This window comes from Microbacterium sp. 1154, assembly GCF_031455375.1.
Taxonomy (GTDB): Bacteria; Actinomycetota; Actinomycetes; order Actinomycetales; family Microbacteriaceae; genus Microbacterium.
The window spans coordinates 125367-149081 of record NZ_JAVDSN010000001.1; the positions used below are offsets into that span (position 1 = coordinate 125367).

Consider the following 23715-nt stretch of genomic DNA (forward strand, 5'->3'; position numbering starts at 1 on the left):
TCAGGCCCTTTCGCGAGCACGCAGGAGGAAGAGGTCGTCGGGCACGGTCCGGCCCGCGGCGCGACGCTCGGCCGCGAAGCGCTCGGCCATCGCGGCGAGTTCGTCGTCGGCGCGGGCGTCGAGGCCCGACACGACGGAGAGGGGGATGCCGAGGAACACGCACTTCAGCACGCCGTGGCGCCACGCGTGGTCGTCGAGGTGCTCCGCCGCGAAGCTCCCGAGGGCGGCGGCGACGAGCCGGGTGTCGTTGGCGCGGAGGGCGTCGACGACCAGCTCGAGACCGGCCCCGCGCCACGCGGGCGAGGGCGCGGTGATCGCGTCGAGTCCGCGCAGCACGCCCCGGCGTTCGGCGTCGTCTCCGCGTCGGTACAGGGCGACCGCCACGGCGGGGTCGGCTCCGCTGTCGGCCAGGGCGGCGATGATCGCGGCGCGGGCGGCATCGTCGGCGGTCGGCCCGAAGGGCTCGGCGGAGAGGGGGTCGCGCCCCACCTCGCGCCCCGCCGACGCGAACAGGCGCGCGGCGCGGGTGGCATCCGTCCGCACCTGCTCGATCGCGCGGGTGGTCCAGGGGTGTGCCGGCGGGGCCGCGGGTCCCGGAGCGGAGGAGGTTCGGACAGCGGAGGACCCCGCGAGGGACCGGGGCCCTCCCCTGGCCGAATCTCCTCCCCCCGCAGGCCCCGCGGGGGCCGTGCGCTCCGCCGCCGCCACCAGCGCGGCCATGCTCGCGCGGGCCAGTTCGGGCGCCGCGTGCGCGTGCCGCGGCAGCTCGACCGCGATCACCCCGGCGTAGTCGATCTCGCGCAACGTCGAGAGCGCGGCATCCAGATCGAGCTCGCCCTCCCCGAACGGCAGGTGCTCGTGGGCGGCGGGCAGCATGTCGTCGGCCTGGACGTTGCGCAACAGCCCGCCCGCGGCGCGCAGGGCCCCGACCACTCCCGTGGGCTCCACGACCACGCAGTGCCCGAGGTCGACGGTCAGGCCCAGGTTCGCGGGGTGACCGAGGCGGGCTCGGAGCGCCAGGGCGTCGGCCACGGTCTCGACGAGCATGCCGGGTTCGGGCTCGAGGGCGAGGGTGACGCCCGCGTCGGCGGCGAACGCGGTGAGCTCGAGCAGACGCTCCTCGAGCAGCACGCGGGCCTGATCGACCGAGACGTCGTCGGGCACGACTCCGCTCCACAGCGACACGCACTCGGCATCGAGGATCGCGGCGATCTCGACGGCCCGGCGCAGGAAGGCCATGCGCGGTTCGGCCTCGCGGTCGACCAGGGTCGGCCGGTGCTTGCGCAGGGGATCGAGAAGATAGCGGGCACCCGTCTCGACGACCACCCGCAGGCCGCGGCGACGCAGGTCGGCGGCGAGCGCCTGGGTCAGCGCGCGCCAGTCGGCGGCGAAGGGGTCGAGGTGCGGGTGACCGAGCGTGAGGGCCACGGCACCGTAGCCGTGATGCTGCAGCACGTCGAGAGCGGCGGGCAGCGGGTGGTCGGTGAAGCCATTGGTGCCGTATCCCCAGGTCCAGCTCATGTGATGTCTCCCGTCGATCGGCGGCGGCCGAGCACGCGGCCGAGGGTCTCGACGCCCAGCAGGGCGGCGGTGGCGAGCGGCGAGCCCGCGCGGGCGGCGAGGGCCGACTGCAGGGGGACGACCGAGCGGATGCCGGCGCGGGTCGCGTCTCGCGCTTCGGCGGCTCCGGGCCGGCGGGCCACGCGCAGCTGCCCGGGCAGGACCGCGGCGAGGTAGCGAGCTGCCCCGAGGAGGGCGGCGGGGCGGTTTCCCCGACCGAGCAGACCGGATGCCGCGACGGCGACGCTCACGGCCACGGCGGCGCGCCCGGTGGTCACGGTCGATCCGTCGACCTCGCCCCGCGAGATCGCGGTGACGGCGACGGTGTGCGCGGCGACGGCGCCCGCGGGAACCAGCGCCGAGCGCCACCCCGGGCCCGCGGCGCCCATCATCACGTCGAGCCCTCGGCACGCGGCCATGACCACGGGGCCGGCCGCGGTGGGCTTGAACACGGTGTCGTACGCCCACAGTGCCCCGGCGAGAGCGATCGCGACCAGGCCCGAGGAGCGACCGGCGACGAAGGCCGAGCCGACGCCCAGAACGGTGAGTCCCGCACCGACCGCGAGGGCGCGGTCACGGCTGATCCGCCCCGAGGGAATGGGGCGTTCCGGGCGTTCGAGCGCGTCGAGGTCGGCATCCGCCCAGTCGTTCAGGGCCATGCCGGCGCTGTACAGGCAGACCGACGATGCCGCGAGGGCACCGATCCGCAGGGGGGCGGCCGCACCCGGCCCGCGCGCACTCAGCGCCCCGACGAGTGCGTCGCCGAGGACGGTGAGCGAGGCGGGGGCGCGGACGAGGTCGAGGTAGTCCGCGGCCCGGGTCACGGTGCGGCGACCCGAGCTGCCGCGACGGCGGCGGCGGTCTCGTGCACCCACGAAACGAACTGGGTGGTCTGCTCCCCGAAGCCGTGGACGTCGCTGCCCCACGGGTCTTTGAAGAAGCAGCCGAGGGCGGTGACGACACCGGCGTGGCCGGCGCGGGTCGCGAGCGACAGCGCGCGGACGAGGTCGATCACCAGGGGGGCGGCGAGGGCCGAGTCGTAGGCGCTCCACGTGGTCTGCAGCGTCACGCGGCTGCCGAGGAAACCAATCGCGCTGACGTGGTCCCAGGCCGTCTTGACGTCGCCGAGGTCGGGGACGTTGTCGATGTGCAGCGGGGTCACGACGTCGTCGCCGACCAGGGCGTGCAGGCCGCGGTTCTTCGACACGAGCTTGGAGCGCACCGCCTCGGGATCGGCCAGGGTCGCGCCGTCGCCGCCGCCGAGCAGGTTCGTGCCGGCCCAGGACTGCACGCGGAACCCGCGGGCCGTGAACATCGGGGCCAGCACCGTGCGCAGCAGCGTCTCGCCGGTCTTGCCGTCCTGACCCGCGTAGGCGATGCCCGCGCGTTCGGCGCGCTCGCGCAGGACGGGGAGGTTGAGGGATGCCGAGGGGGTGAAGGCCGCGTAGGCGGCTCCGGCCGCGATCGCGGCGAGGGCGGCGCGCGAGCTGGGCGGCAGCACCCGCACGCCCGGCGTCGTAAGAGCCGCCTGCAGCAGCTCCTCGTCCTCGAATCCCGGGTGGTAGGGCGGCAGGGGCTCGGTGGACGAGACGTCGATCACGACGACCTCGCGCAACTCGTAGCGCTCGCGGAAGTCGATGATGTCGGCCGCGAGGAGGTCGATCTCCTCCTGCTGGGTCGCCGTCATCGTGGGGACGGCGCGGAGGTTCTGCTCGGTCTCGCGCAGGCGCTCGACGACCCGGTCGACGAGGGCCGCGGGGAACATGCCCCCGGCGGCGAGCTGCCGCGCACGCTCTTCGAGCGGGGTGGTCGAGATGTCGTGGCCGCCGATGACGATGTCGGCAATCGCGGGGAACTCGTCGACGCGCACCGCGTCGGTCTCGGTCGTGAGGCCCACGGGGGTGGCGGCCCCCGTGGCGAGGGCGTGGATGCCGAGGGTTGCCGTCGTGGCGAGCGAGCCTCGCGCACCGATGAACCAGGCGCCGACGTCGGCGGTGCGGCGGGTGTCCGAAGTGTTCACGTGGGGGTCCGTTCTTCGTTGAGGGACGTCGATTGCCGGGCACGCGCGACGGCGCGACTCCGCGGGTGGGAGGTGTTCGGGTGGGACGCTCCCGTGGGGGATGGAGGGCGGCCCAGGGGTGATCGAGGGGGGACTCGTCGTCGAGGTGTCCTGGCCCTTTTGACAGTAGTGAGGCTTTTGCAGAAAGGCAACCAAAAGTTGTCGTATCGGGGCGCAATAAACGGAGACCGCTCGACGCAGCCCCCGGATGCCGCGTCAGCCGCGCACAGTGAGCGCGCGGAGTACCTCGAGCTGGTGAACCGGGCCGCCGCCCTCGTGGCCGTTCCAGGGGTAGACGCGGATGCTCTTCTCACCCGCGTAGTGGTTGTACGCCGCATACACGGTCGACGGCGGGCACACGGCATCCCGAAGTCCGACCGAGAACAGCGCGGTGACATTCGCCCTCGCGGCGAAGTTCACGCCGTCGAAGTAGGAGAGCGTGCGGAAGACCTCCTCTTCCTGCCCGCGCCGGGTCTGCAGGTAGGTGACGATCTCGCTGTAGGGCGCGGCGTCGGTGATCGCGACGGCCCGACGCATGGCGCTCAGGAACGGGAAGTCGATCGCGGCGAACCGCAGCCCCTCGCTCAGCGCCGTCGCGGCGAGGGCGATGCCCCCACCCTGGCTGCCGCCCCACACGCTCACGCGCGTCGCATCGATGGCCGGGTGCGCGCGCACGGCGTCGATCGCGAGCACCGCGTCGCAGAACACGCGCCGGTAGTACGAGCGGGCGGGGTCGTCGAGGCCCTCGGTCACGCGACCGGCGACGTGCGGAGCGCCGCCCACGGGGTCGGCGGTCGCACCGGGGAGCGCCCCGCTGGTCTGGCCCCGCGTGTCCATGACCATCACCGCGAAGCCGGCGGAGGGCAGGAGCGTGTGCTGGTGCGCGAGGCCGCGGCCCGAGTTATAGCCGATGTACTGCACGACGCACGGCAGGGGGCCGGAGGCCCCACGCGGGCGCAGCAGCCACGCCCGCACCTCGTGTCCCGCGAACCCCGCGAAGACGACGTCGTCGACCTCGACGCCGATCACACCGCTGTCGGCGGCGTCGACCGGGGTGAATCGCGCGGGCCATGCCGCCCTGCGCGCCTCGGCGAGCGTCTCGGTCCAGAACCGGTCGAAGTCGACGGGCTCCTCGCGCTCCGGGTAGAACGCCTCGAGCTCGGCCAGGGGCAGATCGAACTGGGTCACGGGTTCTCCTTCTCCCCGACGAGGCGCGAGAGCACCCCGTCGATGTGAGCGCGCGTGGCGGCGAAAGCGCGTGTCCGGACCTCGTCGAGACCGGCGTACTCGCGATGGCCGTAGGGCTGCACGTCGAGCTCGAGCTCGGCCCCCGGCGCCTCGTCGATCGCATTCGCGACCGCGAACTGGCCGGGCGGGGGAACGTGGCGGTCGCGTAGCGCGCACTCCACGCGAACCGGCACGCGCAGGAAGGTCGCCGCCGTCGAAGCGTCGAAGAAGCGCAACACCTCGCGCGCCTCGGGGTGGGTGGCGACGTGGGCGCGCACCCGCTCCCCGCTGCCCTCGCACGGCAGGCGCAATCGCAGGTCGTACTGACCGAAGCTCGGCACGATCAGCGTCGCGCCGACGAATCGGTCGTCCCACGGCAGGGCCAGCGCGCCGATCCCGCCCCCGAAGCTCTCGCCCACGTAATACAGGGGAACGGACCCGGCGAGCGCCCGCAGCGCCGACCCGGCGTGCCAGAGGTCGACGGCGCACCTGCCGAGGACGTACTCCTCGATCGAGTGGATGCCGTGGAGCACATGCCCCTCGGCGGGCGTCGGCGCCCCGAGACCGGCGTTGAGCACCCCTTGCCCCCGGGCGACGGGGAAGAACACCGCCGCATCGTCCGGGACGCGGTCGACGTCGGGCGCCTCTCGACCGCCGTAGCCGTGGCCGTGCACGATGCCCACGCGGGGCGGCACCCCGTCGACGGTCGTGGCGAACCACCCGCGCAGGCGCAGGCCGTCGGCGACGGTGTGCTCGACCAGGAACAGGGCACGACCGGCGACCCGCCCCAGGGGGCTCATGCGGGGGTCGGGGTCGACCCGCGTCGCCTCCGCCGCCCAGGCCCGCCAGCGCTCGGCGAATCCGGCGGACGGGGCGACCGGTGGCACCGCGCGCAGGGCCGGCAGCTCGAAGCCGTAGGCTCCATCGCCCGCGGGATCGGCGATGACGCCGTTCACGAGCGGACCGCCGTGGAAGACTGGAGGCCCGAACGAGAGGAGCGATCGTGCTCGCCGCCGAACGCCGATCCCGCCTCCTGGCCGAGGTCCGCCGCCAGGGCGCCGCCGCGGTCCCCGACCTGGCCGTGACCCTCGGCGTCAGCGAGATGACCGTCCGGCGCGATCTCGACGTGCTGGCCGCCGACGGCCGCGTCGACAAGGTGCGCGGCGGAGCCCGCAGCCCGCAGCCCGGAGTCGGCGGCTCTCGAGACCTCGCCACGCAGGCCCGCCGCAACGGCGACGGCAAGCGCGCCATCGCGCGCCGCGCCGCCGAACTCGTCGAGGCGGGCATGTCGGTGGGTCTGGGCGGCGGATCCACGACCTGGGCGCTCGCCCGCGAGCTGCGCGGAATCGACGACCTCACGATCGTGACGAACTCGCTGCCCGTCGCCGATGTCTTCGCCCGACCCGACCGGGCGGACGAGCCCTACACCCAGACCGTCGTGCTCACCGGTGGCGTCCGTACTCCCGCCGACGCGCTCGTCGGCCCGGTCGCGGTCGCCTCGCTCGAGCACCTCCATTGCGACATCGTCTTCCTCGGCGTCCGCGGGATCGACCTCACCGCGGGGTTGACGACCTCGAACCTGCTCGAGGCCGAGACGAACCGCGCGCTGGTCGCTGCGGGGGCCCGGGCGGTCGTGCTCGCGGATCACACCAAATGGGGAGCGGTGGGACTCACCACGATCGTCGATCTGAACGAGGTCGACCTCGTCGTCACCGACGCGGGACTCTCCCCCGAGGCCGAAGAGACGCTGCGCGCGCATGTCGCCGAGCTGTGGGTGGCCGCCGACGGCGACGCCTGAGACGCGCCCTCGTCCTCGAGAGGACCGGGCGGCGACAGCCGCGCTCACCGCGCCGTGCTCGCTCGCGCGATGACCGTGGCATCGACCACGATGTGCCGGACCGGGACATCGGCGCCCGGGCGAGCCGCCATCTGACGCTCGAGCTCGGCGAACGCCGCCTCGACGATGCCCTGGTCGTCGGGGGCGACCGACGACAGCGCGGGCACCGAGAATTGCGCTGCGTGCACGTTGTCGATGCCGATCACCGCGACCTCGCCCGGCACCGCGAGTCCGCGCTCGTGCAGCGCCGCCAGCACACCGAAGGCGACGGAGTCGTTCGAGCACACCACGCCGTCGAAGGCGATGCCCGAGTCGTGCAGACGCCGCAGCGCCGCCGCCCCCTCTTCCGAGGTGAAGGCGTCGACGGGCACGATCAGCCCGGGCTCGTCGGCCAGGCCCAGGCGCGACACGGCGTCGCGGTAGCCGGCGAAGCGCTGGTCCGCGGCATCCGAGGGACGGGAAACGCGCGGCCCCAGGAAGGCGACCCGGCGGCACCCGGCAGATGCGAGGTGCGAGGTCGCCAGGTCGGCCGTGCGACGGTTGTCGATCGAGACGTGGGTGAAGGGGCTTACGGCGATGTGCTCGCCGAGCAGGACGAGGGGGCCCGGGTCGGTGCGCCGCGTCAGGTCTCCGACGGTCAAGGACCGAGGGATGTGGATCAGGCCGTCGGTCGCCGGGAGCCCCACACCGTTGGCGATGTCGATCTCGCGCTGGTGATCGCCCTCGGTCTGCTGGATGAGAATCGACAGTCCGCGCGCCTCGGCACCCCGCGCCAGCAGCGTGGTCAGCTCGGCGAAGTACGGCTCTTCGAGATTCGGCACCGCCAGCGCGACGATTCCCGTGCGCTCGCGACGCGACAGGGGGGAGATCCGCCGCGTCGCCGAGGGCGTGTCGGTCATGGCGGGGCTCCTCGTCGAGGACCGGGCGGCGCTCGCGCGCGCCGCGGGGCGGTCTGTTCTGGGGGCTACGGTATCGCGCGGCATGTCACTCCTGAACACGGAAGGCCACGATGCGGGCCTCCGGCGCGCCGTGGGTCGCCGTCACCACCACTCGCGCGGCGCTGATCGCGCCGAGCCCCTCGGGGAGCGGGTGCCGGCGGCGGCGACGTCTGTTCTGCGTCACCGCCGCGACCTCGACCCATTCCTGCGCCCCGGCCGTCTGCGCCTCGACCCGGTAGGCCTCGACGAGCGAGGGCATCACGAGGTGCGGGTCGCGGTGGTGGTGGAGGGTGTTGAGCTCGACGTCGGGGTCGTCGTCGAACACCAGCACGACCTCGCGCGCGACGACCGGCTGCTCCCAGTCGAGACGGAGCCACGCGTCGCCCTCGGCCAGAGGTGCCGAGGCCCAGAGGTTCGGACCGCCGAAGGGGCGCTGGTAGCCGCCGACGGCGCGCTCCGGTGCCAGGGCCTCCGACGGAGAGGGGACGCGGAACTGCACCGACCGCCCCCGCAACGGCTTGGTCGGCCACTGCACGAGCAGCTCGTCGAGGCTCACCTGGACGTTCTGGTCGTCGGCATCCGAGGTGTGGACGAGGGTCAGGATGCCGGGAGGAAGCTCGTCTGTCACGAACACGCTCACGCCGGGCTGGGCGCGCACGACGACGACCGCATTGGCGGGGGCCTGGGGCTCCCAGCGCACCGGGGCGTGCACCCACTGCGCCTCGCCCGCGGCCACGGCGACGGTGACCGCGTGCTCGAGGTGCTCGGGCACGACGTTCTGCGGGAGCCCCGTCGACCACACCTCGACCTCGAGATCGACGTCGTGCTCGGCGGTGACCCGCAGGTCGAAGCCATCGAGACGCGGGTGCACGGGCACGACGATGCCGAGGTCGTGCTCGAGCGGATGGGGCCGGACCGAAGCCGCCTCGCTCGGTCCGAGACCCGCGCGCACGCCCGAGGCCGTCACCCGCGCCGAGGCGGCGAGGTTCTGCGGGTCGGTGTCGGCCACGCCGATGAGCGGGGCGTCCTGTCGCAACAGCAGCTGTCGGAGTTCTTCACGGTGATTCTCGTAGAGCCCGCGGGGGCTCGTGTGATGAGCGAGGGCGAGGGATGCCGCGGTCCCCGCCGCCTCGCCCATCGCGGCGCACGTGGCCATGACGCGCGCGGCGCCGAAAGCGATGTGGGTGGCCGAGACGTCGCGCCCCGCCATGAAGAGGTTCTCGACGTCGGCGGAGTAGAGGGAGCGGAACGGGATCTCGAAGACGCCGTTCGAGAAGCGCTGCACGGCGCCCGCACCGGTCGAGTACATCCCTTCTTTGGGGTGCAGATCGATCGACCAGCCCCCGAAGGCCACGCCGTCGTCGAAGCGCGTCTGCTCGATGATGTCGCGCTGGTGCAGCGTGTAGTCGCCGACGAGGCGGCGGTACTCGCGCTTGCCGGGGACGTTGCCGATCCACTCCAGGTCGAGGTTGTCGGCGTCGAACTCGCCCGAGTTCTTGATGTGGTCCCAGATGCCCAGGATCACCGAGCGCAGTTCGTCGCGGATGCGCTCGTTGTCGTGCACGATGTCGAGCTCGCCGCCCCACTCGATCCACCAGTAGTGCGCTCCGCTGTCACCGCTTCGGATGATGCGCGACGACGGGATCGGGGTCTCGAGGATCGACTTCGCCGAATCGGGTGCGACGAAACGCACCGGATGCCCCACGTCCTTCGTGTAGAACAACAGCGTCGAGCCGAGAAAGGTGCGCTCGGCCTCTTCCGGCGCCCAGTCCTCGTCGAACTCCACCCGCGACTCCTTGCCGAGCCGCGCCCTCGCCCCGGAGAGGTGGCCGACGAGTCCGTCACCGGTGCAGTCGAGGAAGACCGGGGCGACGAAGCGCGTCTCGGTCTCGGCTCCCATGGTCCATCCCGTCACCGACTCGATGCGGCGCGCACCCTCGGGGCCGGTGGCGGCCACGTCGCGCACGTCGGTGTTGAGGTACAGCGAGATATTCGCTTCGGCGCGCACGGCATCCAGCACCACGTCGTCCCAGTGAATGGGGTTGCCGTCGGGATTGCGGTACTGGTTCTCGAGGTACAGCTCGCCGATGATGCCGTTCTCGCGCGCCCACCTCTGATTGCCGTGCGCGGTCGCTCCGCACACCCAGACGCGGACCTCCGACGAGGAGTTCCCCCCCAGGACCGGTCTGTTGTTGATGAGGGCGACGCGCCGGTCGAGCCGGGCGGCGGCGATGGCGGCGGCGACTCCGGAGAGTCCTCCGCCGACCACGACCACGTCGAAGTCGGCCGTGTGTGAACGCATGCTGCGGGTGTCCTTCCTGGGACGCGGGGGCGTCCGGGTGTGGTGCGGGGAGCGATCGACGGGCTCAGTCCACGGCGATCGCCTCGATCTCGAAGACCCGGGCGACATCGGTAGTGGATGCCGAGGGATCGCTGATGAGCAGCCGCACGCCATCGGCGACGGCGCCCGCGGCCGAGATGCTCACCAAGCGCTTCGTGTTCGCGGTGACGGAGCCGAGGCTCGTCCAGCCGGTGGCCGTGTGCACCTGCACCTCGAAGGAGCGCAGGACGGCGGCCGAGCCCGAGTCGGCGCTGTAGCCGCTGCGCACCCGCACCTCTTCGAGCGCCGCCGGTGCGGTCAGGCTCAGCGAGATCCACGGCGCGGTGTCACCGACCGCCGAGATCCACCGGCTCGCGTCGCTGCAGACGCCGTCGACGGCGAGTGCGGGACCGGTGTCGGCGCGCAGGCTCGACGAGGCGGTGGCCGTCGCGCCCAGCGCGACGTTCACCCCGCCCGGGTCGTCGCGGAGGTCGGCGACCAGGTCGGCCAGCGAGGTGGCGGGACCGACCGCCGCGTCTCGCGGGACGACGGCGCGGGCGAGACGGGCCGGGGACGCCGCAGGGGCCGAGAGGTAGACGACGTCGGCGTCGTCGGTCGATCGCGTCTGCGCCCGCAGGCGCTGCTGGCCCAGGCGCGCCTCGCCGACGCCGGCGTAGGTCCACGCGGTGGCGGTGTCCGCGCGCTCGGCGACGACCGCGCGGCTGCGCACCTCGCCGCAGACCTGGGCGGTCACGACGGTGTAGAGCCGCGTCGTCGATCCGGCGCGGGTGACGTCGACGGCTGCCGACGTGGCGACCCCGTCGCCGAGGGCCGCGGAGTCCACGACCTTCTCGTCGATCCAGGCCGATCCGTCCCACCGCACGAAGCGCGCGTCGTAGGCCGTGCGGTCCTTCTCGACGAAACGGTAACCGATGCCCGCGAGAGCGGAGCCGTCGAGGGCGAGCTTCGCGGACTGCACCGCCGGGGTGTAGCTGCGGATCGTCTCGTCGGACTGGAACGGCCGCCAGACCACCGCCCCCGCCGAGGCGGGCGTGATCGGCCCCGCGACCGCGGCGCCGGCGGCGTCGGCGAGCAGGCCGGTCGCGGGGTCGTAGACGGCGTACGAGCCGAGGTGGCGCGCGGGATCCGCGGGGAACGGGCCCCACTCCCACAGCACGTGCACGCGGCCGTCGGGCGAGACCTCGAGGTCGTCGGGATAGAAGGAGTAGCCCTTCGCCGCGGCGATCGTCGTCTCACGCTCCCACGAGCCGGCACCCCGGTCGTAGTGGTAGAGCACGCCCTCGCGGGCCCCGTCGGCATCGGTCCCGGTCCGCACGAGCACCCACGCGTCGCCGTCGGCTCCGCGGGCGGTCACCGGGTAGGTGATGTCGACGTCGAGGTCGGGCATGGTCGAGGTGCGATCCACCATCGTGCGCACGTCGCCCGCGGTGTCGGAGCGGAAGTAGTTCCACTGCTCGTTGTGCATCGAGACGAAGGCGTGGATGACCCCGTCGCCGTCGACGACGATCGAGGGCTGATTGTGGCCGTTGTCGTCGACGAAGGTCACGCACGCGGCGCCCGGGGAGGTGCGCAGGCACCCCTCGGTCCAGGTGCCGTCGGCAGCCCGCGAGGCGAGATGCACCTCGTGCCGCGCCGCCTGGGCCGCGGGGGCGTTGAAGGCGAAGTAGGTCACGTCCCCCACGACATCGAGGGGGTTCCACCACGCCGCCTGGTTCGACGAGTCGACCGCGAACGGCAGCTCTTCGACCGTCGGTGCCCCACCGACGGCGTGTGCCGACGGCGCGACGACGAGGCCGAGGGCCAGCGCGGCGATCGCCGCCGCGCTGCCTCCGCGCAGAACCCGCATGTCAGCCGACCAGCTTCTGCGCGGCCTCGCCGGCCCGCTTCATCGCGTCCGCCGGCGAAGCGGACCCGATCAGAACGGCCTGGACGTTGTCGGCGATCGCCGACTCGATCTGCGAGTACGCGGTGAACTTCCACAGCGGGTTCGAGCTCGCCGTCGCCGTGATGCGCTCGCTGAACTGCGCTCCGAAGGTGTCGGCGGCGACCTCCGACGACGAGAGCGCCTCGGTGGTCGCCGGCGGCAGACCGCGCAGGGCGTAGTCGGCCAGGATCGCGTCGAGGTCGGACGTGGCGTACTGGGCGAAGTCGCCCGCGGTGGCCGCACCCGTTCCATTGACCACGGCGATCGCGCCGCCCCAGACGAGGGCGCGCGGGGTGTCACCCGCCTTCAGCACCGGGCGCGACACGGGGGCGAGCTTGGTCGCGAGACTCGCGTCGGGCGATTCCTTCGTCACCGCGGCGCGGCCCACGGGAGCGTCGTCGTACATCGCGGCGCGGCCCTGTGCGAACAGGCTCCGCGCGTCGAAGCGATCGACGTCGGCGGCGATCAGGCCCCGGTCGTAGAGCCCCTTGTACCAGGTGACCGCTTCGATGCTGGCGTCGTCGCCGATCGTGACGGTGTCGCCGTCGACCAGCGGGCTGCCGAAGGTCTGCATCCAGATGAGGATGTCCTTCAGCTGCGCGGCCTTGGTCGAGGCGGCGTAGGGGATCAGGCCGTTTCCGAGGCCCTTGAGCGAGACCAGGGTCTTCTCGAACTCGTCCACCGTCGTCGGGAACGCATCGGGGGCGACGCCGACCTTGCCGAGCGTCTCGGAGTTGGCGACGAGACCGATCGCGCCGATGGTCCACGGCAGGGCGTACTGCACGCCGTCGAAGGTGGCCGCCTGCAGGGCCGAAGAGGTGTATCCGCGACCGGATGCCAGGGCCGAGACGTCCTGCAGCTTGCCGGTGGCCGCGAGGCTTCCGAGCCAGGCGACGTCGACGTGCGCGGCACCGGTGAACTGACCGCCCGTGACCTGCAGCATGAGCTGGTTGATGTACTCGTTGTACGGGAACGCCGTGCGCTTGATGGCGATGCCGCGAGCCTTCTCGTACGCCGCGAGGGTGCCCTCGAGCGCCGGCTTCGCCGACTCCTCGGTGAGCGACCACGACGAGAACGCGAAGTCGGTGGGATCGGCGCCGTTCAGGCCGGCCGCGCCGGCGGCGGGCCCGGCGCTGCCGGTGGGTACGCATCCGGCCAGGGCCGCGGCGGCGGCACCGATGCCGAACATCTGCAGCGCGCGACGACGGGTGATCAACGGGTTGGGAAGCGATGAAGCTGACATAGGTGTCCTCCTTGACAGGGCGAGCAGAAGAAAGGGAGTTGGGGCGGTCAGCCCTTGACGGCGCCGGCCGTCATACCGCTGACGAGGAAGCGCTGCAGCAGCATGAAGGCGATCGCCACGGGCAGCGACACCACGAGCGAGGCGGCCATGAGTTCGGGCCACGCCGTGGCCGCTTCGCCGACGTAGGTGTTGACGAGGCCCGGGGGCAGCGTCTGCTTGTCGGGGCCGGCGAGGGTCAGGGCGAAGATGAAGTCGTTCCAGCCGCGGACGAAGGCGAACAGGCCCGCGGCGACCAGACCGGGGGCGGCCAGCGGGAGCACGATCGAGTGGATCGTGCGCAGGCGCGACGCACCGTCGACGCGGGCCGCCTCGATCAGCTCGTCGGGGATGGTGTCGAAGAAGCCCTTCAGCATCCAGACGCACAGCGGCAGCGTGAAGGTCGTGAACGACAGTACGAGCGCCGTATAGGTGTTCAACAGGCCGTACGCGCTGAACACGCTGTAGAGGGTGACGAGCAGCAGGGCCTGCGGGAACATCTGAGAGGCCAGCACGAAGTACATCAGCTGTCGGCGGCCGCGGTAGCGGAACTTCGAGAACGAGTACCCCATGTAGGCCGAGACGATCACCGACAGCAGCGCGGTGATGACCGAGACGATCACGCTGTTCTGCAGGTAGGTGAACAGCTGGGGGTTCGAGACCAGCGCGGTGTAGGCGTCGAAGGTGATGGTCGTGGGGAACAGCCTCGGCGGGTACGAGAAGACCTGATCGCGCGGGGTCAGCGAGGTGGCGAGCAGCCAGTAGACCGGCAGCAGGGCGAAGCCGCCGCAGACGATGAGCGCGGCCCACGAGGCGAGTCGGACACCCGGGCGGTCGGAGCGCAGCCCCGAGCTCGAACGACGACGACGCTCGGGCGCCGCGGCGGCGACCACCGGCGGCACGTCGGGGGCGGGGGTGACGGTGGGGAGTGCGGTACTGGTCATCGCTTCTCGCCCCTCTCGGAGAATCGGACGTGGACGACGACGAGCGCCATGAGCAGGATGAGCCAGAGCAGGCCGAGCGCACCGGCGTGGCCGAGGTCGAAGCCGTGGAAGGCCGTCTCGTACACCGAGGTCGCGAACGTCTCGGTCGAGCCGGCCGGTCCCCCGCCGGTGAGCACGTAGATGATGTCGAAGTGCTGGAAGTTCCAGATGAACTCCAGCAGCAGCACGAGGCCGATGATCCCGCCGATCTGCGGAACGGTGATCGAGAAGAAGCGGCGCACCGTTCCGGCGCCGTCCATCTCGGCGGCCTCGTGCAGCTCCTTGGGCACCGTCTGGAGCCCGGCGAGCAGCATGACCATCATCCAGGGGAACGACTGCCACGTCTTGGCCACGATCACGGCGAACATCGCGGTTCCGGGCTGGGCGAGCCACGCCTGCGGGCTGACGCCGAGCGGTTCGAGGATCGCGTTCATCACGCCGTAGTTGGCGTTGAAGATCCACATCCACAGGAACGAGACCACGACGCCCGGCACGAGCCAGGGGATGAGCATGAGACCGCGGAACACCTTCGACCCGCGGATCTGCGTGTTCAGGGCCAGCGCGAGGGCGAAGCCGATGACGAACGGCGCGATCGTGGTGCCGAGCGTGAAGACCAGGGTCTGCCACAGCAGGCGCAGGAAGTCGTCCTGCAGGACGTCGATGATGTTCTGGAACCCGACGAACTCACGACCCGGCAGCACCAGGCTCTGCTTGAAGAACGCCGTGACCAGAGCGGAGACGAGGGGATACGCCACGACGACGGCCATGAGCGCCATGCCCGGCACCACCAGCAGGACGGCGAACATGCCGTTGCCGAGCCGCTCGGGGCGGGACGCGCGAGTGCGCGGCTGCCTCGACCTGTTTGTTTTGTTTGAATCTGTTACCACTTGTGAGTTAGTCATCGTCACGTCCGTGTGCGCTTTCCTCGGCATTGAGGGACCCAGGGGCCCGTTTGCGGCGTCCTGCGCCGTCATCGACCGCTTCAGCTTGGCCGCTCGCGGCCGCGGGGTCAATTCGCGGGAGGTAACGCTTGGGTCACGGCGTGTTCATACCTGTTCGCACATGTTGCTTTAGTGTGACATGACGCACACGTTTGTCCACGCACGAACATAGAAACGCCGCGACGAAGAGCGGCGGGCGCCATCCGGGTCAGCGGCGCAACGGCATCCGTCGGTCGAGCCAGGCCAGCAGATCGGCCCGCACCTCGGCCTGGCACCTCTCGGCGAAGAGCTCGTGCCGGGCGCCCGGGTACACGAGGGTCGTGACATCGCGCAGTCCGGAGCGACGCGTGTAGGCGTCCGCGAGCTTGTGCACGCTGCGCGGTCCACCGACGGTGTCGTCGCGACCGACCATGAGCAGGAGCGGCACGTCGCGCTCGAGGTCGCGTCGCGGTCGACCGAGGAGCCTCGCCGTGTCGATGGGCCCGAACAGCCGCGCGAGCGGCGTGGAGGTCGTGAGCGCATCGGCGACGAAGTCGATACCCACCTGCTCGTCGCTCGACAGCCACTGCATGCCGGAGCCGCGGAGGTGCTTCCACGGGGCGTTCAGGTCGCCGGCGTTCAGCGACCCGGGCACCCGCAGGGCCGAGCCGGTCATCACGACGGCGTCGAAGGCCTCGGGATGCCGATCCAGCAGCATCTGCGCGAGGAACGAGCCCCAGGAGTGACCGAGCAGCACCAGCGGAAGCGCGGGGTGCTCCTCGCGGATGCGCTGCGTGAGCGTCCAGACGGCGTCACGGGCGGCGCGGAGCCCGCCGGGCCCGAGCCGGCCGAGCTTGCGGTGGTCACCGTCCCATTGGCGCAGACCCGTCCGGCCGTGACCCCGGTGATCGTCGGCGTAGACCGTGTACCCCGCGTCGACGAGCGCCTCGATCAGAGCGCCGTACCGCCCCGCGTGCTCCCCCACGCCGTGCAGCAGCTGCACCACCGCCCGCGGCCCGGTCGCTTCGTACACGTCGTAGACGATCGGGATGCCATAGGCGTCGACGAACTCGGGCATGGGGGGAGTCTAGGGCGGTGCCGCTCCGGTGACGCTAGGGCGTCGGCGTCACCCGCGCGACGACCACGAGGTTGTCCCGCGCCGCGGCCCCCTCGCGCGGGACGCACGTGATCACGATGAGCCGCCCAGCCGCCGGGGTCCACAGGTCTTCGTCGAAGGCCAGATCGGGTTTGGGGACACGGCGCACCTGCGTCACCGTGTACCTCGTCGTCGCGACGTCGATGAGGTCGCCCGCCCCAACCGTCGTCTCGCCGGAGATCGGGTCGGTGAACGCGTTCCCCGGGGCGGATCCGCCCGACAGGGCGTGCATGGCCACCACCACGGTGCCGGTCGACGCGTCATCCCACGCCACGCTCCGATCGCGCACGACGTACGCCGAGGTGAATCCCGGCGGAGTGACCTCGCCGTCGACCGAGTCCAGCGACCCGAGGGCGACGTCGAGTCCGTGCGAAGCCGCGCGCAGCCGCATCCCCTCGTCATCGACGGCCCGCGACCGCGATGTCGGGGGTGGGCTCGTCCCCGGCTCGAACGCGACCGCGGCTCCCTCGAGATCGCGCGGCGTCGCCGAGGCATCGGTCCCCGAGCCGACGAGGCTCCCGGCGACGACGGCGACGACGCCCGTGCACGCGAGGATGCCCACGACTGCCCACCGATGACCTCGGCGACGCGGCTTCACCGGCGTCCCCGCGACCGGAACGTGAGCAGGACGGCGAGGACGATCGCGGCCAACAGCGCGGTCAGGCCGGCGAACACCAGCAGACCCGTCAGCCGCGACTCCGTGGTCACGGTGCCCCCGGTGTGGGCCGAGAGGCCGAGGGGAGCGGGCGCCGCGACCACCGACGGGGTCGGCGTGGCGATCGGCGTGGGCGCGGGGATCGGCGTGGGCGTCGCGCTCGACACCGGCGTCGCGCTCGGCACCGGCGTGGGCGATGCACTCGGCGCAGGTGCCTGCCCTCCGCCCGTCCCCCCGCCCCCGTGGCGCACGACCTGACCGGTCACGGCGGTGTCGCTCGCGCCCGCGATGCTGATCTCGGCGCGGTTCTCGTAGCGTCCCGCGACTCCCTGATCGGTGACCCGAGCGGCGAAGCGCACGTCGTAGTAATGCCCGGCCTGCGCCGTGAACGTCACGGTGCGATCGGTCGCGGCGTACGTCGAACGGTCGACGGGTGCCCAGGCGCCGGGTGATTCCCGACCGTCGGCACCGGTGACCAGGCGAGGAGACGACCAGAGCTCGGCGTAGCGCACGCCGTTCAACTCGGCGAGGAGTTCTTGGTTCTCGGCGAGCACGTCGGTCACGGTGACGACCTCTCCCCCCGACAACCCGTCACGACCCGAACCGATCTGTACGACCCAGACGATGGTGCCGGCGGCGGCGTCGTACATACCCCACTTCCCCGCGCCGCGCCCGGGGAAGGCGCAGTTCTCGGTGCACACCCCGGGGCCGGTGCCCGTACCCGGATCGGGCGACGGCTGCACATCGATGGCGAGGGTATGGCCGCCGACGTCGTAGGTGACGAGCCCTCCCCCGCCGGGCTCGTTGCGCACCGTCACCCAGAAATAGAACGTGCCGTGCAGGTTCTCGGGGTGCGCCGTCAGGTAGTCCGCAGCGAACGTGCACTCCAGGGTCGACGCGTCGACGACGCATCGCCCCATGACCGCCCCCTGAGGATCGAGCAGCGGGAATCCGTCCGACCGGCCGGCGAGCTCCGGGGGCAGGGCCAGCGTGAACCCCGCGGGAACGGTCGGGTGGTCGGGCAACGACCAGGTACCGCGGATCTCGGCCGACGATCCCGACGCCACTGTCTCACTGGTGAAGTCCAGAGAGTCGATCGATGCCGTGGTGGCTCGCTCGACCGTGGCTCCCGACGCGGGGGCCGGCAAGGTGAACGAGGCACCGGCGATGCCGAGAGCGGCCAATGCGGCCAACGACACGCGCGCCCAGGTGCGCGGTCTCACGAGCAAGGGGAATGAGGTCACGATGACTCCAATGCAGGACTGGTCTCAACTCCCGCACCGTCTCGAACGGTACGGCTTCCCCTGAGAGAGACGGCCCGACGTGTTTCATCACGCGATACAACCGAAGTTTCTCGAGACGGCCCGTCACCGCGTCATCGCGCCGCGACAGCACCCCGTCATCGCAGGGTGCCGGCAGACGGAGTTGCGCACCATCCGCGCCTGACGGTGTCGCTCAGCCGACGGGCGAGACCGTGAACGTCACCCGCGTCGTGCCCGCGGCGCTTGCGTCGAGCCGCTGGTAGGCGACCTCGAGCTCGTGCATTCCCGGGGCGAGACCGATGAGCCCCGACGCCGTCGAACGCCCGATGCGTCGATCGAGAACTCCGGATGCCGGGATCTCCAGGTCGCGCGCCAGTTCCCGACCATCGAGACGGACCACCAGCCGGCTCGAGGCCCACCCGCGAACGCGGAGGGCGACGGGATCGACCCCCGCCGCTGTTCCCTCCGTGGGCGCCTCGACGAGAGGAACGAACGCGAAGGGCGCAGACGACACGGTCGGCGAACGCCTCCCCTGCGGATCGATTGCGAGGGCCGCCACCGCGACATCCGTGGGGCGCAGATCCTCGATCCGCATCGACCATGCTCCGGATGCCGGCACCTCCGTCTCGACAGCGACCTCGGGGCGCCCCTCGGGCCAGATGCGCACGCGCGTCCCCGGTGCTGCACGACCCTCGATGAGCGGCGCGACGGTCGCCGCGGGATCCCACTCGTCGTTCAGCGTTGGAGCCTCGGGGGCGAGGGCGGCCTCCGTCTCGGATGCGTCCGAGGGGGAAGGCTCTTCCGACGACGACTCCACGGTCGATGATCCGTCTTCCTGCGGAGCCAGCGGCGCGACGGGGGCCGATGGTTCCGGCGCCACCGGTGACGGAACGGGGAGGGACTGATCGGGCTCGGCGATCACGACGGTGTCGTCCGGGTCGGTGGCCGGCCCGACGACGTTCTCCGGGATCGATGCGTCGTCGGGGATGACCGGTGGAGCGGCCGTGGGGTTCGCCCCCTCCGTCGTCACGCCGTCGTCGGCGACGGAGCTCGCGGACGAGCCGAAGGACGCCGTCACGGCGAACCCCGCACCCGCCCCCGCCCCGACAAGGGCGACGATCGACGCGGCGACGACGAGCGACCGCCCCGGGGTCGTTCTCCGCTCCCCGGGAACTGTCTTCGCTTCGGGCACAGGACGCGCGCCCCACCCGACCGCCGCCGTGGCGGACAGTCCCCCGATGAGCAGAAGCAGAGCCGGCAACACGCGCGCGACCGAGCGAACCTCCTCGACGAGCGGCGGGCACCAGGGGCACGTGGACACATGATCCTCGAACGACCGACGATCCCGGGCCGAGGCGGTTCCCTCTTCGACGGCACCGAAGACGGCGAGTGCGCGGCGGCAGTCGTCGGGGCGTCCCTCGAGTTCGAGGTGGGCTTGCATCCAGGCCGCGCGCAACGAGCGGCGCGCCCGGTAGACCAGCGCCGACGTCGCGTGCGGCGAGAGCCCGAGCAGAGGGGCGACCCGGCGTGGCGGGAGGCGCTCGACGTCGACGTACCAGAGCACTGTCTGCCAGCGCTCCGGCAAGGTGCGGAACGCCCGCCCGAGCAGCGACTCACCGAGACGGGTCGCGAACATCGCCGCGGGGTCGCTCTCGGTCGTCGCTTCGTCGAGGGAGTCGAGCTCCACGGCATCGGCGAAGCGCTGTCCGCGACGATGCTCCCGCGATGCGAGGTTGCGCACGACCGTGTACAGATAGGGCCGCATGAGCTCTTCGGGCCCGGAGCCCCCACGCAGCGCGAGCATGGTGCGCTCGAACGCCTCCGACGTGAGGTCGTCCGCCATCGATGGAGACGACACCACCGCTGCCAGCTTGGTGACGGGCTTGTGGTGCCGACGCCACAGCAGAGCGACGGCTTCGTCGTCTCCCCGACGGATCCGAGCGATGAGCGCCCGGTCGCTCGTTTCCGATACCGACATGCGCTCCCCCCCCTGCCACCCATTCGCGGCAGCCCCCCGCGGTGCAGAGCGTCACCCCTCCGAACCGGCACGGGAGGACTTCCGGCCGCCGAACGTTCACGATAACGAAATTCACCTGATGGGTGAATGTGCGGGTGAAATTTTCGCCGCCGCGGGGGACGCGGGTGGCGTGAGGGACGACGATGATCCGTTCCGATGCGCACCACGAGCGTGACGCCGCTTCCCGGCATCCCCATTCCCTTAGCAAGGCTAATGAGATATCCTGCTCACAGGAATATGAACGATCGCGTCGACGAATCCCCCCTTCCCGACCTGAATTCCGACCACAGCGCCGCAGCATCCGAGCTGCGCATGGCGACATTCCGTCTCGCGCGACGCCTCCGGGCGCAGCGCGCCATCGACACCATGAGCGACGGTCAGTTCGCTGTCCTCGCCGCGCTGACGGTGCACGGAGCGCACACCCTCGGCCAGTTGGCCGACCGTGAGCGCGTCACGGCTCCGTCGATGAATCGCACGGTGTCGCAGCTCGAGGAGGCGGGCTACCTGACGCGCATTCCCGACGAGATCGATCGCCGCCGCGTGACCATCGATCTCACCGACCTCGGTCGCCGGATCGTCGACGAGACGGTCCGACGCCGGGACGCCTTCGTCGAGGAGGCCCTCGCCGAGCTCTCCCCCGAAGAACGACAGGTGCTGGCCCGCGCCACCACGATCATGAGGAAGGTCGCAGACAGATGAGCACGTCGATGTTCCGGTCGCTGTCGATCTTCAACTACCGCGTCTGGTTCATCGGAGCCCTCGTCTCGAACGTCGGCGCCTGGATGCAGTCCACGGCCCAGAACTGGGTCGTGCTCACCCAGCTCACGAACAACGACGCCGCCGCCATGGGCGTCACCATGGCCCTGCAGTTCGCGCCCCCGCTGCTGCTGGTGAGCGTCACCGGGTGGGTCGCCGACCGGTTCGACCGCCGCAAGCTCATCATGTGCACCCAGAGCGCCCTGCTGCTGTTGGCCGTGTCCCTGGGTATCCTGCTGCTGAGCGGAGCGATGACCCTGCCGTTGATGTTCGGCTTCGCGCTCGCGCTCGGAGTCGTCACGGCCTTCGACAACCCGGCGCGCCAGGCCTTCGTCTCCGACCTCGTCTCGCAGGAGAACGCGTCGAACGCGGTCGCCCTCAATGCCGCGTCGTTCAACATGGCGCGTCTCATCGGCCCGGCCGCCGCCGGCGTCATGATCGTGCTCGTCGGCACCGGCTGGGTCTTCCTGGTCAACGCCTTCACCTTCCTGGCGATGCTCGGCGCCCTGTTCGTCATGCGCCCGCACGAACTCGTCGCCCGCCACCGCCGCGGTGGTCCCGCGCGTCTGGCCGACGGCTTCCGCTACGTGGCCCGGCGTCCCGATCTCGTGGTCATCTTCGTCATGGTGTTCCTGCTCGGGGCGTTCGGCATGAACTTCCCGATCTTCGCGTCCACGATGGCGCTCGAGTTCGGCCGCGGTGCCGACGGGTTCGGCCTCCTGAGTTCCTTCGTCGCCATCGGCTCCCTCGCCGGCGCCCTGCTGGCGGCGCGGCGCGAGCGCGCGCGGATGCGGGTGGTCATCCTCGGCTCCGGCGGTTTCGCCGTGGCATCCGCCCTCTCGGTCCTCGCCCCCAGCTACGGGGCCTATGCGGCCACGCTGGTGCTGACCGGCTTCTGCGTCGTCACGACCCTGACGACCGCGAACGGCTACGTGCAGACCACGACCGATCCCGTGCTGCGCGGTCGCGTGCTGGCGCTGTACATGGCGATCCTCCTCGGTGGCACGCCGGTGGGCGCCCCGATCGTCGGCGCGGTGGCGGCGGAGTTCGGCCCGCGCGTGGCGATCGGCCTGGCCGCGATCGTGGCCGTCATCGCGTGCGGCATCGGAGCGACCTGGACGGCGATGTCGGGCCGCCTGCACCGCCACGAGACCAAGCGCTTCCGCCTCACGCTCGACGAGACGCGTCCGATCACGACGATCGCGCCCGAACCCGAGGACTTCAGCGACGAGGTCGCCGGCACGACGCCGATCCCCCTTCCACCCGGGGAGCGCTCGCCTCGCGTAACGCCCCGACCTCGCCACGGCGGCTGATCGGGCGACGGCTCAGCCTCAGCGTTCCGCACAACCTCCGTCGACCTCGCCCCGAACGACCCGAGGGTGCGCGGATCGCGGAGGTTCCGCGTCGTCCGGCCCCGCCCGCAGCCCGACGCCACCTCGATGATCCGCAGGATCTCCGTCGCACCCGCCCCGAACCACCGGAGGGTGTGCGCTCACGACCCCGGCGTCACACCCGCGCGTCGACCCCCGCGTCGGCCACCGGCACGAGCCGCGTCAGCTGCGTCACGTGCCTCGGTTCGAGCTCGTCCAGCGACGAGACGCCCAACAGGGTCATGGTCCGTTCGATCTCGCTGCGCAGGATCGCGATCGTGCGGTCGACGCCCTGGCGCCCACCGGCCATGAGGCCGTAGAGGTAGGCCCGGCCGATCAGCGTGAACTTCGCCCCCAGAGCGACGGATGCCACGATGTCGGCGCCGTTCATAATGCCGGTGTCGACCATGACCGTGGCGTCTTTTCCGACCTCGCGCACGACCTTCGGCAGCAGGTGGAAGGGGATGGGCGCGCGATCGAGCTGGCGGCCGCCATGGTTGGACAGCACGATGCCGTCGACGCCGAGGTCGACCAGACGCGCGGCATCTTGGACGTTCTGCACGCCCTTGACGACGATCTTGCCCGGCCACATCGCCCGGATGACCTCGAGGTCGTCGTAGCTGATCGTGGGATCCATCGCGGCGTTCAGCAGCTCGCCGACGGTTCCGCCCGTGGTGCTCAGCGAGGCGAACTCGAGCTTCGGCGTGGTCAGGAAGTCGATCCACCACCACGGCCGCGGGATCGCATTGACGATCGTGCCGACGGTCAGCTGCGGCGGGATCGAGAACCCGTTGCGCTTGTCGCGCAGGCGCGCCCCGGCGATGGGGGTGTCGACGGTGAACATGAGAGTGTCGAACCCCGCCCGGGCGGCTCGCTCGACGAGGCCGTACGAGATGTCGCGCTGGCGCATCACGTACAGCTGGAACCAGTTGCGACCGACCGGGTTCGCGGCCTTCACGTCTTCGATCGAAGTGGTGCCGAGGGTCGAGAGGGTGAACGGGATGCCGGCGGCTGCCGCCGCGGAGGCGCCCGCCGTCTCGCCCTCTGTCTGCATGAGACGCGTGAAACCCGTGGGCGCGATGCCGAAGGGCAGCGCGGAGGGGCCGCCGAGGATCTCGCACGAGGTGTCGACGTCGGCGGCGGGGCGCAGGATGTCGGGGTGGAACTCGACGTCCTCGAACGCGCGACGGGCGCGATCGAGCGAGAGCTCGCCCTCGGCGGCGCCGTCGGTGTAGTCGAAGGCGGCCTTAGGGGTGCGCCTCTTGGCGATGGTCCGGAGGTCGGCGATGGTCAGCGCCGCGTCGAGGCGGCGCTTGCGCGCGTCGAGTTCGGGCTTCTTGAACTGCATGAGCTCGAGGAGCTCGCCGACCTTGGGGAGCTGTCGCTGGACCATGGGAAATCTCTCTTTCATGTGGTCTGACCACATCGTAC

Annotated in this window: 19 protein-coding genes; 3 read left to right on the forward strand and 16 right to left on the reverse strand. The window is 71.5% G+C overall.

The window, feature by feature from the left end; translation table 11 throughout:
* The 5 genes from J2X55_RS00510 to J2X55_RS00530 all read right to left on the reverse strand — a co-directional run bounded on the left by J2X55_RS00510 (position 1) and on the right by J2X55_RS00530 (position 5802).
* Entirely contained in the window at positions 1–1521 is a 1521-nt protein-coding gene (locus tag J2X55_RS00510) for an EboA domain-containing protein (RefSeq protein ID WP_115917059.1), read from the reverse strand.
* On the reverse strand, positions 1518–2384 hold the full coding sequence (locus J2X55_RS00515) for an SCO3242 family prenyltransferase (RefSeq protein WP_309821433.1): 867 nt from the start codon (positions 2382–2384) through the stop codon (positions 1518–1520). Before J2X55_RS00515 ends, J2X55_RS00510 begins: the two co-directional genes overlap by 4 nt.
* Entirely contained in the window at positions 2381–3580 is a 1200-nt protein-coding gene (locus J2X55_RS00520; protein ID WP_309821435.1) for an inositol-3-phosphate synthase, read from the reverse strand. The genes J2X55_RS00515 and J2X55_RS00520 overlap by 4 nt, the downstream gene beginning before the upstream one ends.
* A 255-nt stretch (positions 3581–3835) precedes the next feature.
* Positions 3836–4807, reverse strand: coding sequence for an acetylxylan esterase (locus J2X55_RS00525; RefSeq protein ID WP_309821436.1), 972 nt, complete (start codon positions 4805–4807; stop codon positions 3836–3838).
* Positions 4804–5802 (reverse strand): acetylxylan esterase, encoded by a 999-nt coding sequence (locus J2X55_RS00530; RefSeq protein WP_309821437.1) that lies wholly within the window; start codon positions 5800–5802, stop codon positions 4804–4806. The genes J2X55_RS00525 and J2X55_RS00530 overlap by 4 nt, the downstream gene beginning before the upstream one ends.
* Positions 5803–5849: 47 nt before the next feature.
* Between J2X55_RS00530 and J2X55_RS00535 the strand changes: the two genes are divergently transcribed.
* Positions 5850–6644, forward strand: coding sequence for a DeoR/GlpR family DNA-binding transcription regulator (locus J2X55_RS00535; RefSeq protein WP_309821439.1), 795 nt, complete (start codon positions 5850–5852; stop codon positions 6642–6644).
* Between the two features lie 44 nt (positions 6645–6688).
* Here the strand turns inward: J2X55_RS00535 and J2X55_RS00540 are convergent, their stop codons facing one another.
* From J2X55_RS00540 to J2X55_RS00585, 10 genes are all read right to left on the reverse strand, one after another.
* A complete protein-coding gene (locus J2X55_RS00540; RefSeq protein WP_309821441.1) occupies positions 6689–7582 on the reverse strand; it encodes a substrate-binding domain-containing protein in 894 nt (297 codons plus the stop codon).
* Between the two features lie 85 nt (positions 7583–7667).
* The gene (locus tag J2X55_RS00545; RefSeq protein ID WP_309821444.1) at positions 7668–9923 is read right to left on the reverse strand and encodes an FAD-dependent oxidoreductase; all 2256 of its coding nucleotides are present in this window, start codon (positions 9921–9923) and stop codon (positions 7668–7670) included.
* 64 nt (positions 9924–9987) lie between these two features.
* The gene (locus J2X55_RS00550) at positions 9988–11808 is read right to left on the reverse strand and encodes a BNR-4 repeat-containing protein (RefSeq protein WP_309821446.1); all 1821 of its coding nucleotides are present in this window, start codon (positions 11806–11808) and stop codon (positions 9988–9990) included.
* A 1-nt stretch (position 11809) separates the two neighbouring features.
* Positions 11810–13129: an extracellular solute-binding protein gene (locus J2X55_RS00555; protein ID WP_115917047.1), complete on the reverse strand. Its 1320-nt coding sequence runs from the start codon at positions 13127–13129 to the stop codon at positions 11810–11812.
* A gap of 47 nt (positions 13130–13176) precedes the next feature.
* Complete coding sequence (locus J2X55_RS00560) at positions 13177–14109, reverse strand: carbohydrate ABC transporter permease (RefSeq protein WP_309821449.1); 933 nt, start codon at positions 14107–14109, stop codon at positions 13177–13179.
* The gene (locus J2X55_RS00565) at positions 14106–14954 is read right to left on the reverse strand and encodes a sugar ABC transporter permease (protein WP_309821451.1); all 849 of its coding nucleotides are present in this window, start codon (positions 14952–14954) and stop codon (positions 14106–14108) included. The genes J2X55_RS00560 and J2X55_RS00565 overlap by 4 nt, the downstream gene beginning before the upstream one ends.
* Before the next feature lie 343 nt (positions 14955–15297).
* On the reverse strand, positions 15298–16146 hold the full coding sequence (locus J2X55_RS00570; protein WP_115917041.1) for an alpha/beta fold hydrolase: 849 nt from the start codon (positions 16144–16146) through the stop codon (positions 15298–15300).
* A 34-nt stretch (positions 16147–16180) separates the two neighbouring features.
* Positions 16181–16786: a class F sortase gene (locus J2X55_RS00575; RefSeq protein WP_309821454.1), complete on the reverse strand. Its 606-nt coding sequence runs from the start codon at positions 16784–16786 to the stop codon at positions 16181–16183.
* A gap of 32 nt (positions 16787–16818) precedes the next feature.
* The gene (locus tag J2X55_RS00580; protein ID WP_309821455.1) at positions 16819–18123 is read right to left on the reverse strand and encodes a hypothetical protein; all 1305 of its coding nucleotides are present in this window, start codon (positions 18121–18123) and stop codon (positions 16819–16821) included.
* A gap of 211 nt (positions 18124–18334) precedes the next feature.
* Positions 18335–20119, reverse strand: a complete 1785-nt coding sequence (locus J2X55_RS00585) for a sigma-70 family RNA polymerase sigma factor (RefSeq protein WP_309821457.1) — start codon at positions 20117–20119, stop codon at positions 18335–18337.
* Positions 20120–20395: 276 nt separating this feature from the next.
* On the opposite strand from J2X55_RS00585, the gene J2X55_RS00590 reads away from it, so the two are divergent.
* Together J2X55_RS00590 and J2X55_RS00595 are read left to right on the forward strand one after the other, a co-directional pair.
* On the forward strand, positions 20396–20857 hold the full coding sequence (locus J2X55_RS00590) for a MarR family winged helix-turn-helix transcriptional regulator (protein ID WP_210111344.1): 462 nt from the start codon (positions 20396–20398) through the stop codon (positions 20855–20857).
* A complete protein-coding gene (locus J2X55_RS00595) occupies positions 20854–22227 on the forward strand; it encodes an MFS transporter (RefSeq protein WP_309821461.1) in 1374 nt (457 codons plus the stop codon). The genes J2X55_RS00590 and J2X55_RS00595 overlap by 4 nt, the downstream gene beginning before the upstream one ends.
* 193 nt (positions 22228–22420) lie before the next feature.
* Here the strand turns inward: J2X55_RS00595 and J2X55_RS00600 are convergent, their stop codons facing one another.
* On the reverse strand, positions 22421–23677 hold the full coding sequence (locus J2X55_RS00600) for an alpha-hydroxy acid oxidase (protein WP_210111345.1): 1257 nt from the start codon (positions 23675–23677) through the stop codon (positions 22421–22423).
* Positions 23678–23715 lie beyond the last annotated feature (38 nt).

Excerpts from the sequence above, each read along its gene's own strand:
- J2X55_RS00510 (WP_115917059.1), bottom strand. The coding sequence starts at position 1,521 with ATGAGCTGGACCTGGGGATACGGCACCAATGGCTTCACCGACCACCCG.
- J2X55_RS00540 (WP_309821441.1), bottom strand. The coding sequence starts at position 7,582 with ATGACCGACACGCCCTCGGCGACGCGGCGGATCTCCCCCCTGTCGCGT.
- J2X55_RS00545 (WP_309821444.1), bottom strand. The coding sequence starts at position 9,923 with ATGCGTTCACACACGGCCGACTTCGACGTGGTCGTGGTCGGCGGAGGA.
- J2X55_RS00550 (WP_309821446.1), bottom strand. The coding sequence starts at position 11,808 with ATGCGGGTTCTGCGCGGAGGCAGCGCGGCGGCGATCGCCGCGCTGGCC.
- J2X55_RS00555 (WP_115917047.1), bottom strand. The coding sequence starts at position 13,129 with ATGTCAGCTTCATCGCTTCCCAACCCGTTGATCACCCGTCGTCGCGCG.
- J2X55_RS00560 (WP_309821449.1), bottom strand. The coding sequence starts at position 14,109 with ATGACCAGTACCGCACTCCCCACCGTCACCCCCGCCCCCGACGTGCCG.
- J2X55_RS00565 (WP_309821451.1), bottom strand. The coding sequence starts at position 14,954 with ATGTTCGCCGTCCTGCTGGTGGTGCCGGGCATGGCGCTCATGGCCGTC.
- J2X55_RS00570 (WP_115917041.1), bottom strand. The coding sequence starts at position 16,146 with ATGCCCGAGTTCGTCGACGCCTATGGCATCCCGATCGTCTACGACGTG.
- J2X55_RS00585 (WP_309821457.1), bottom strand. The coding sequence starts at position 20,119 with ATGTCGGTATCGGAAACGAGCGACCGGGCGCTCATCGCTCGGATCCGT.
- J2X55_RS00590 (WP_210111344.1), top strand. The coding sequence starts at position 20,396 with ATGAACGATCGCGTCGACGAATCCCCCCTTCCCGACCTGAATTCCGAC.
- J2X55_RS00595 (WP_309821461.1), top strand. The coding sequence starts at position 20,854 with ATGAGCACGTCGATGTTCCGGTCGCTGTCGATCTTCAACTACCGCGTC.
- J2X55_RS00600 (WP_210111345.1), bottom strand. The coding sequence starts at position 23,677 with ATGGTCCAGCGACAGCTCCCCAAGGTCGGCGAGCTCCTCGAGCTCATG.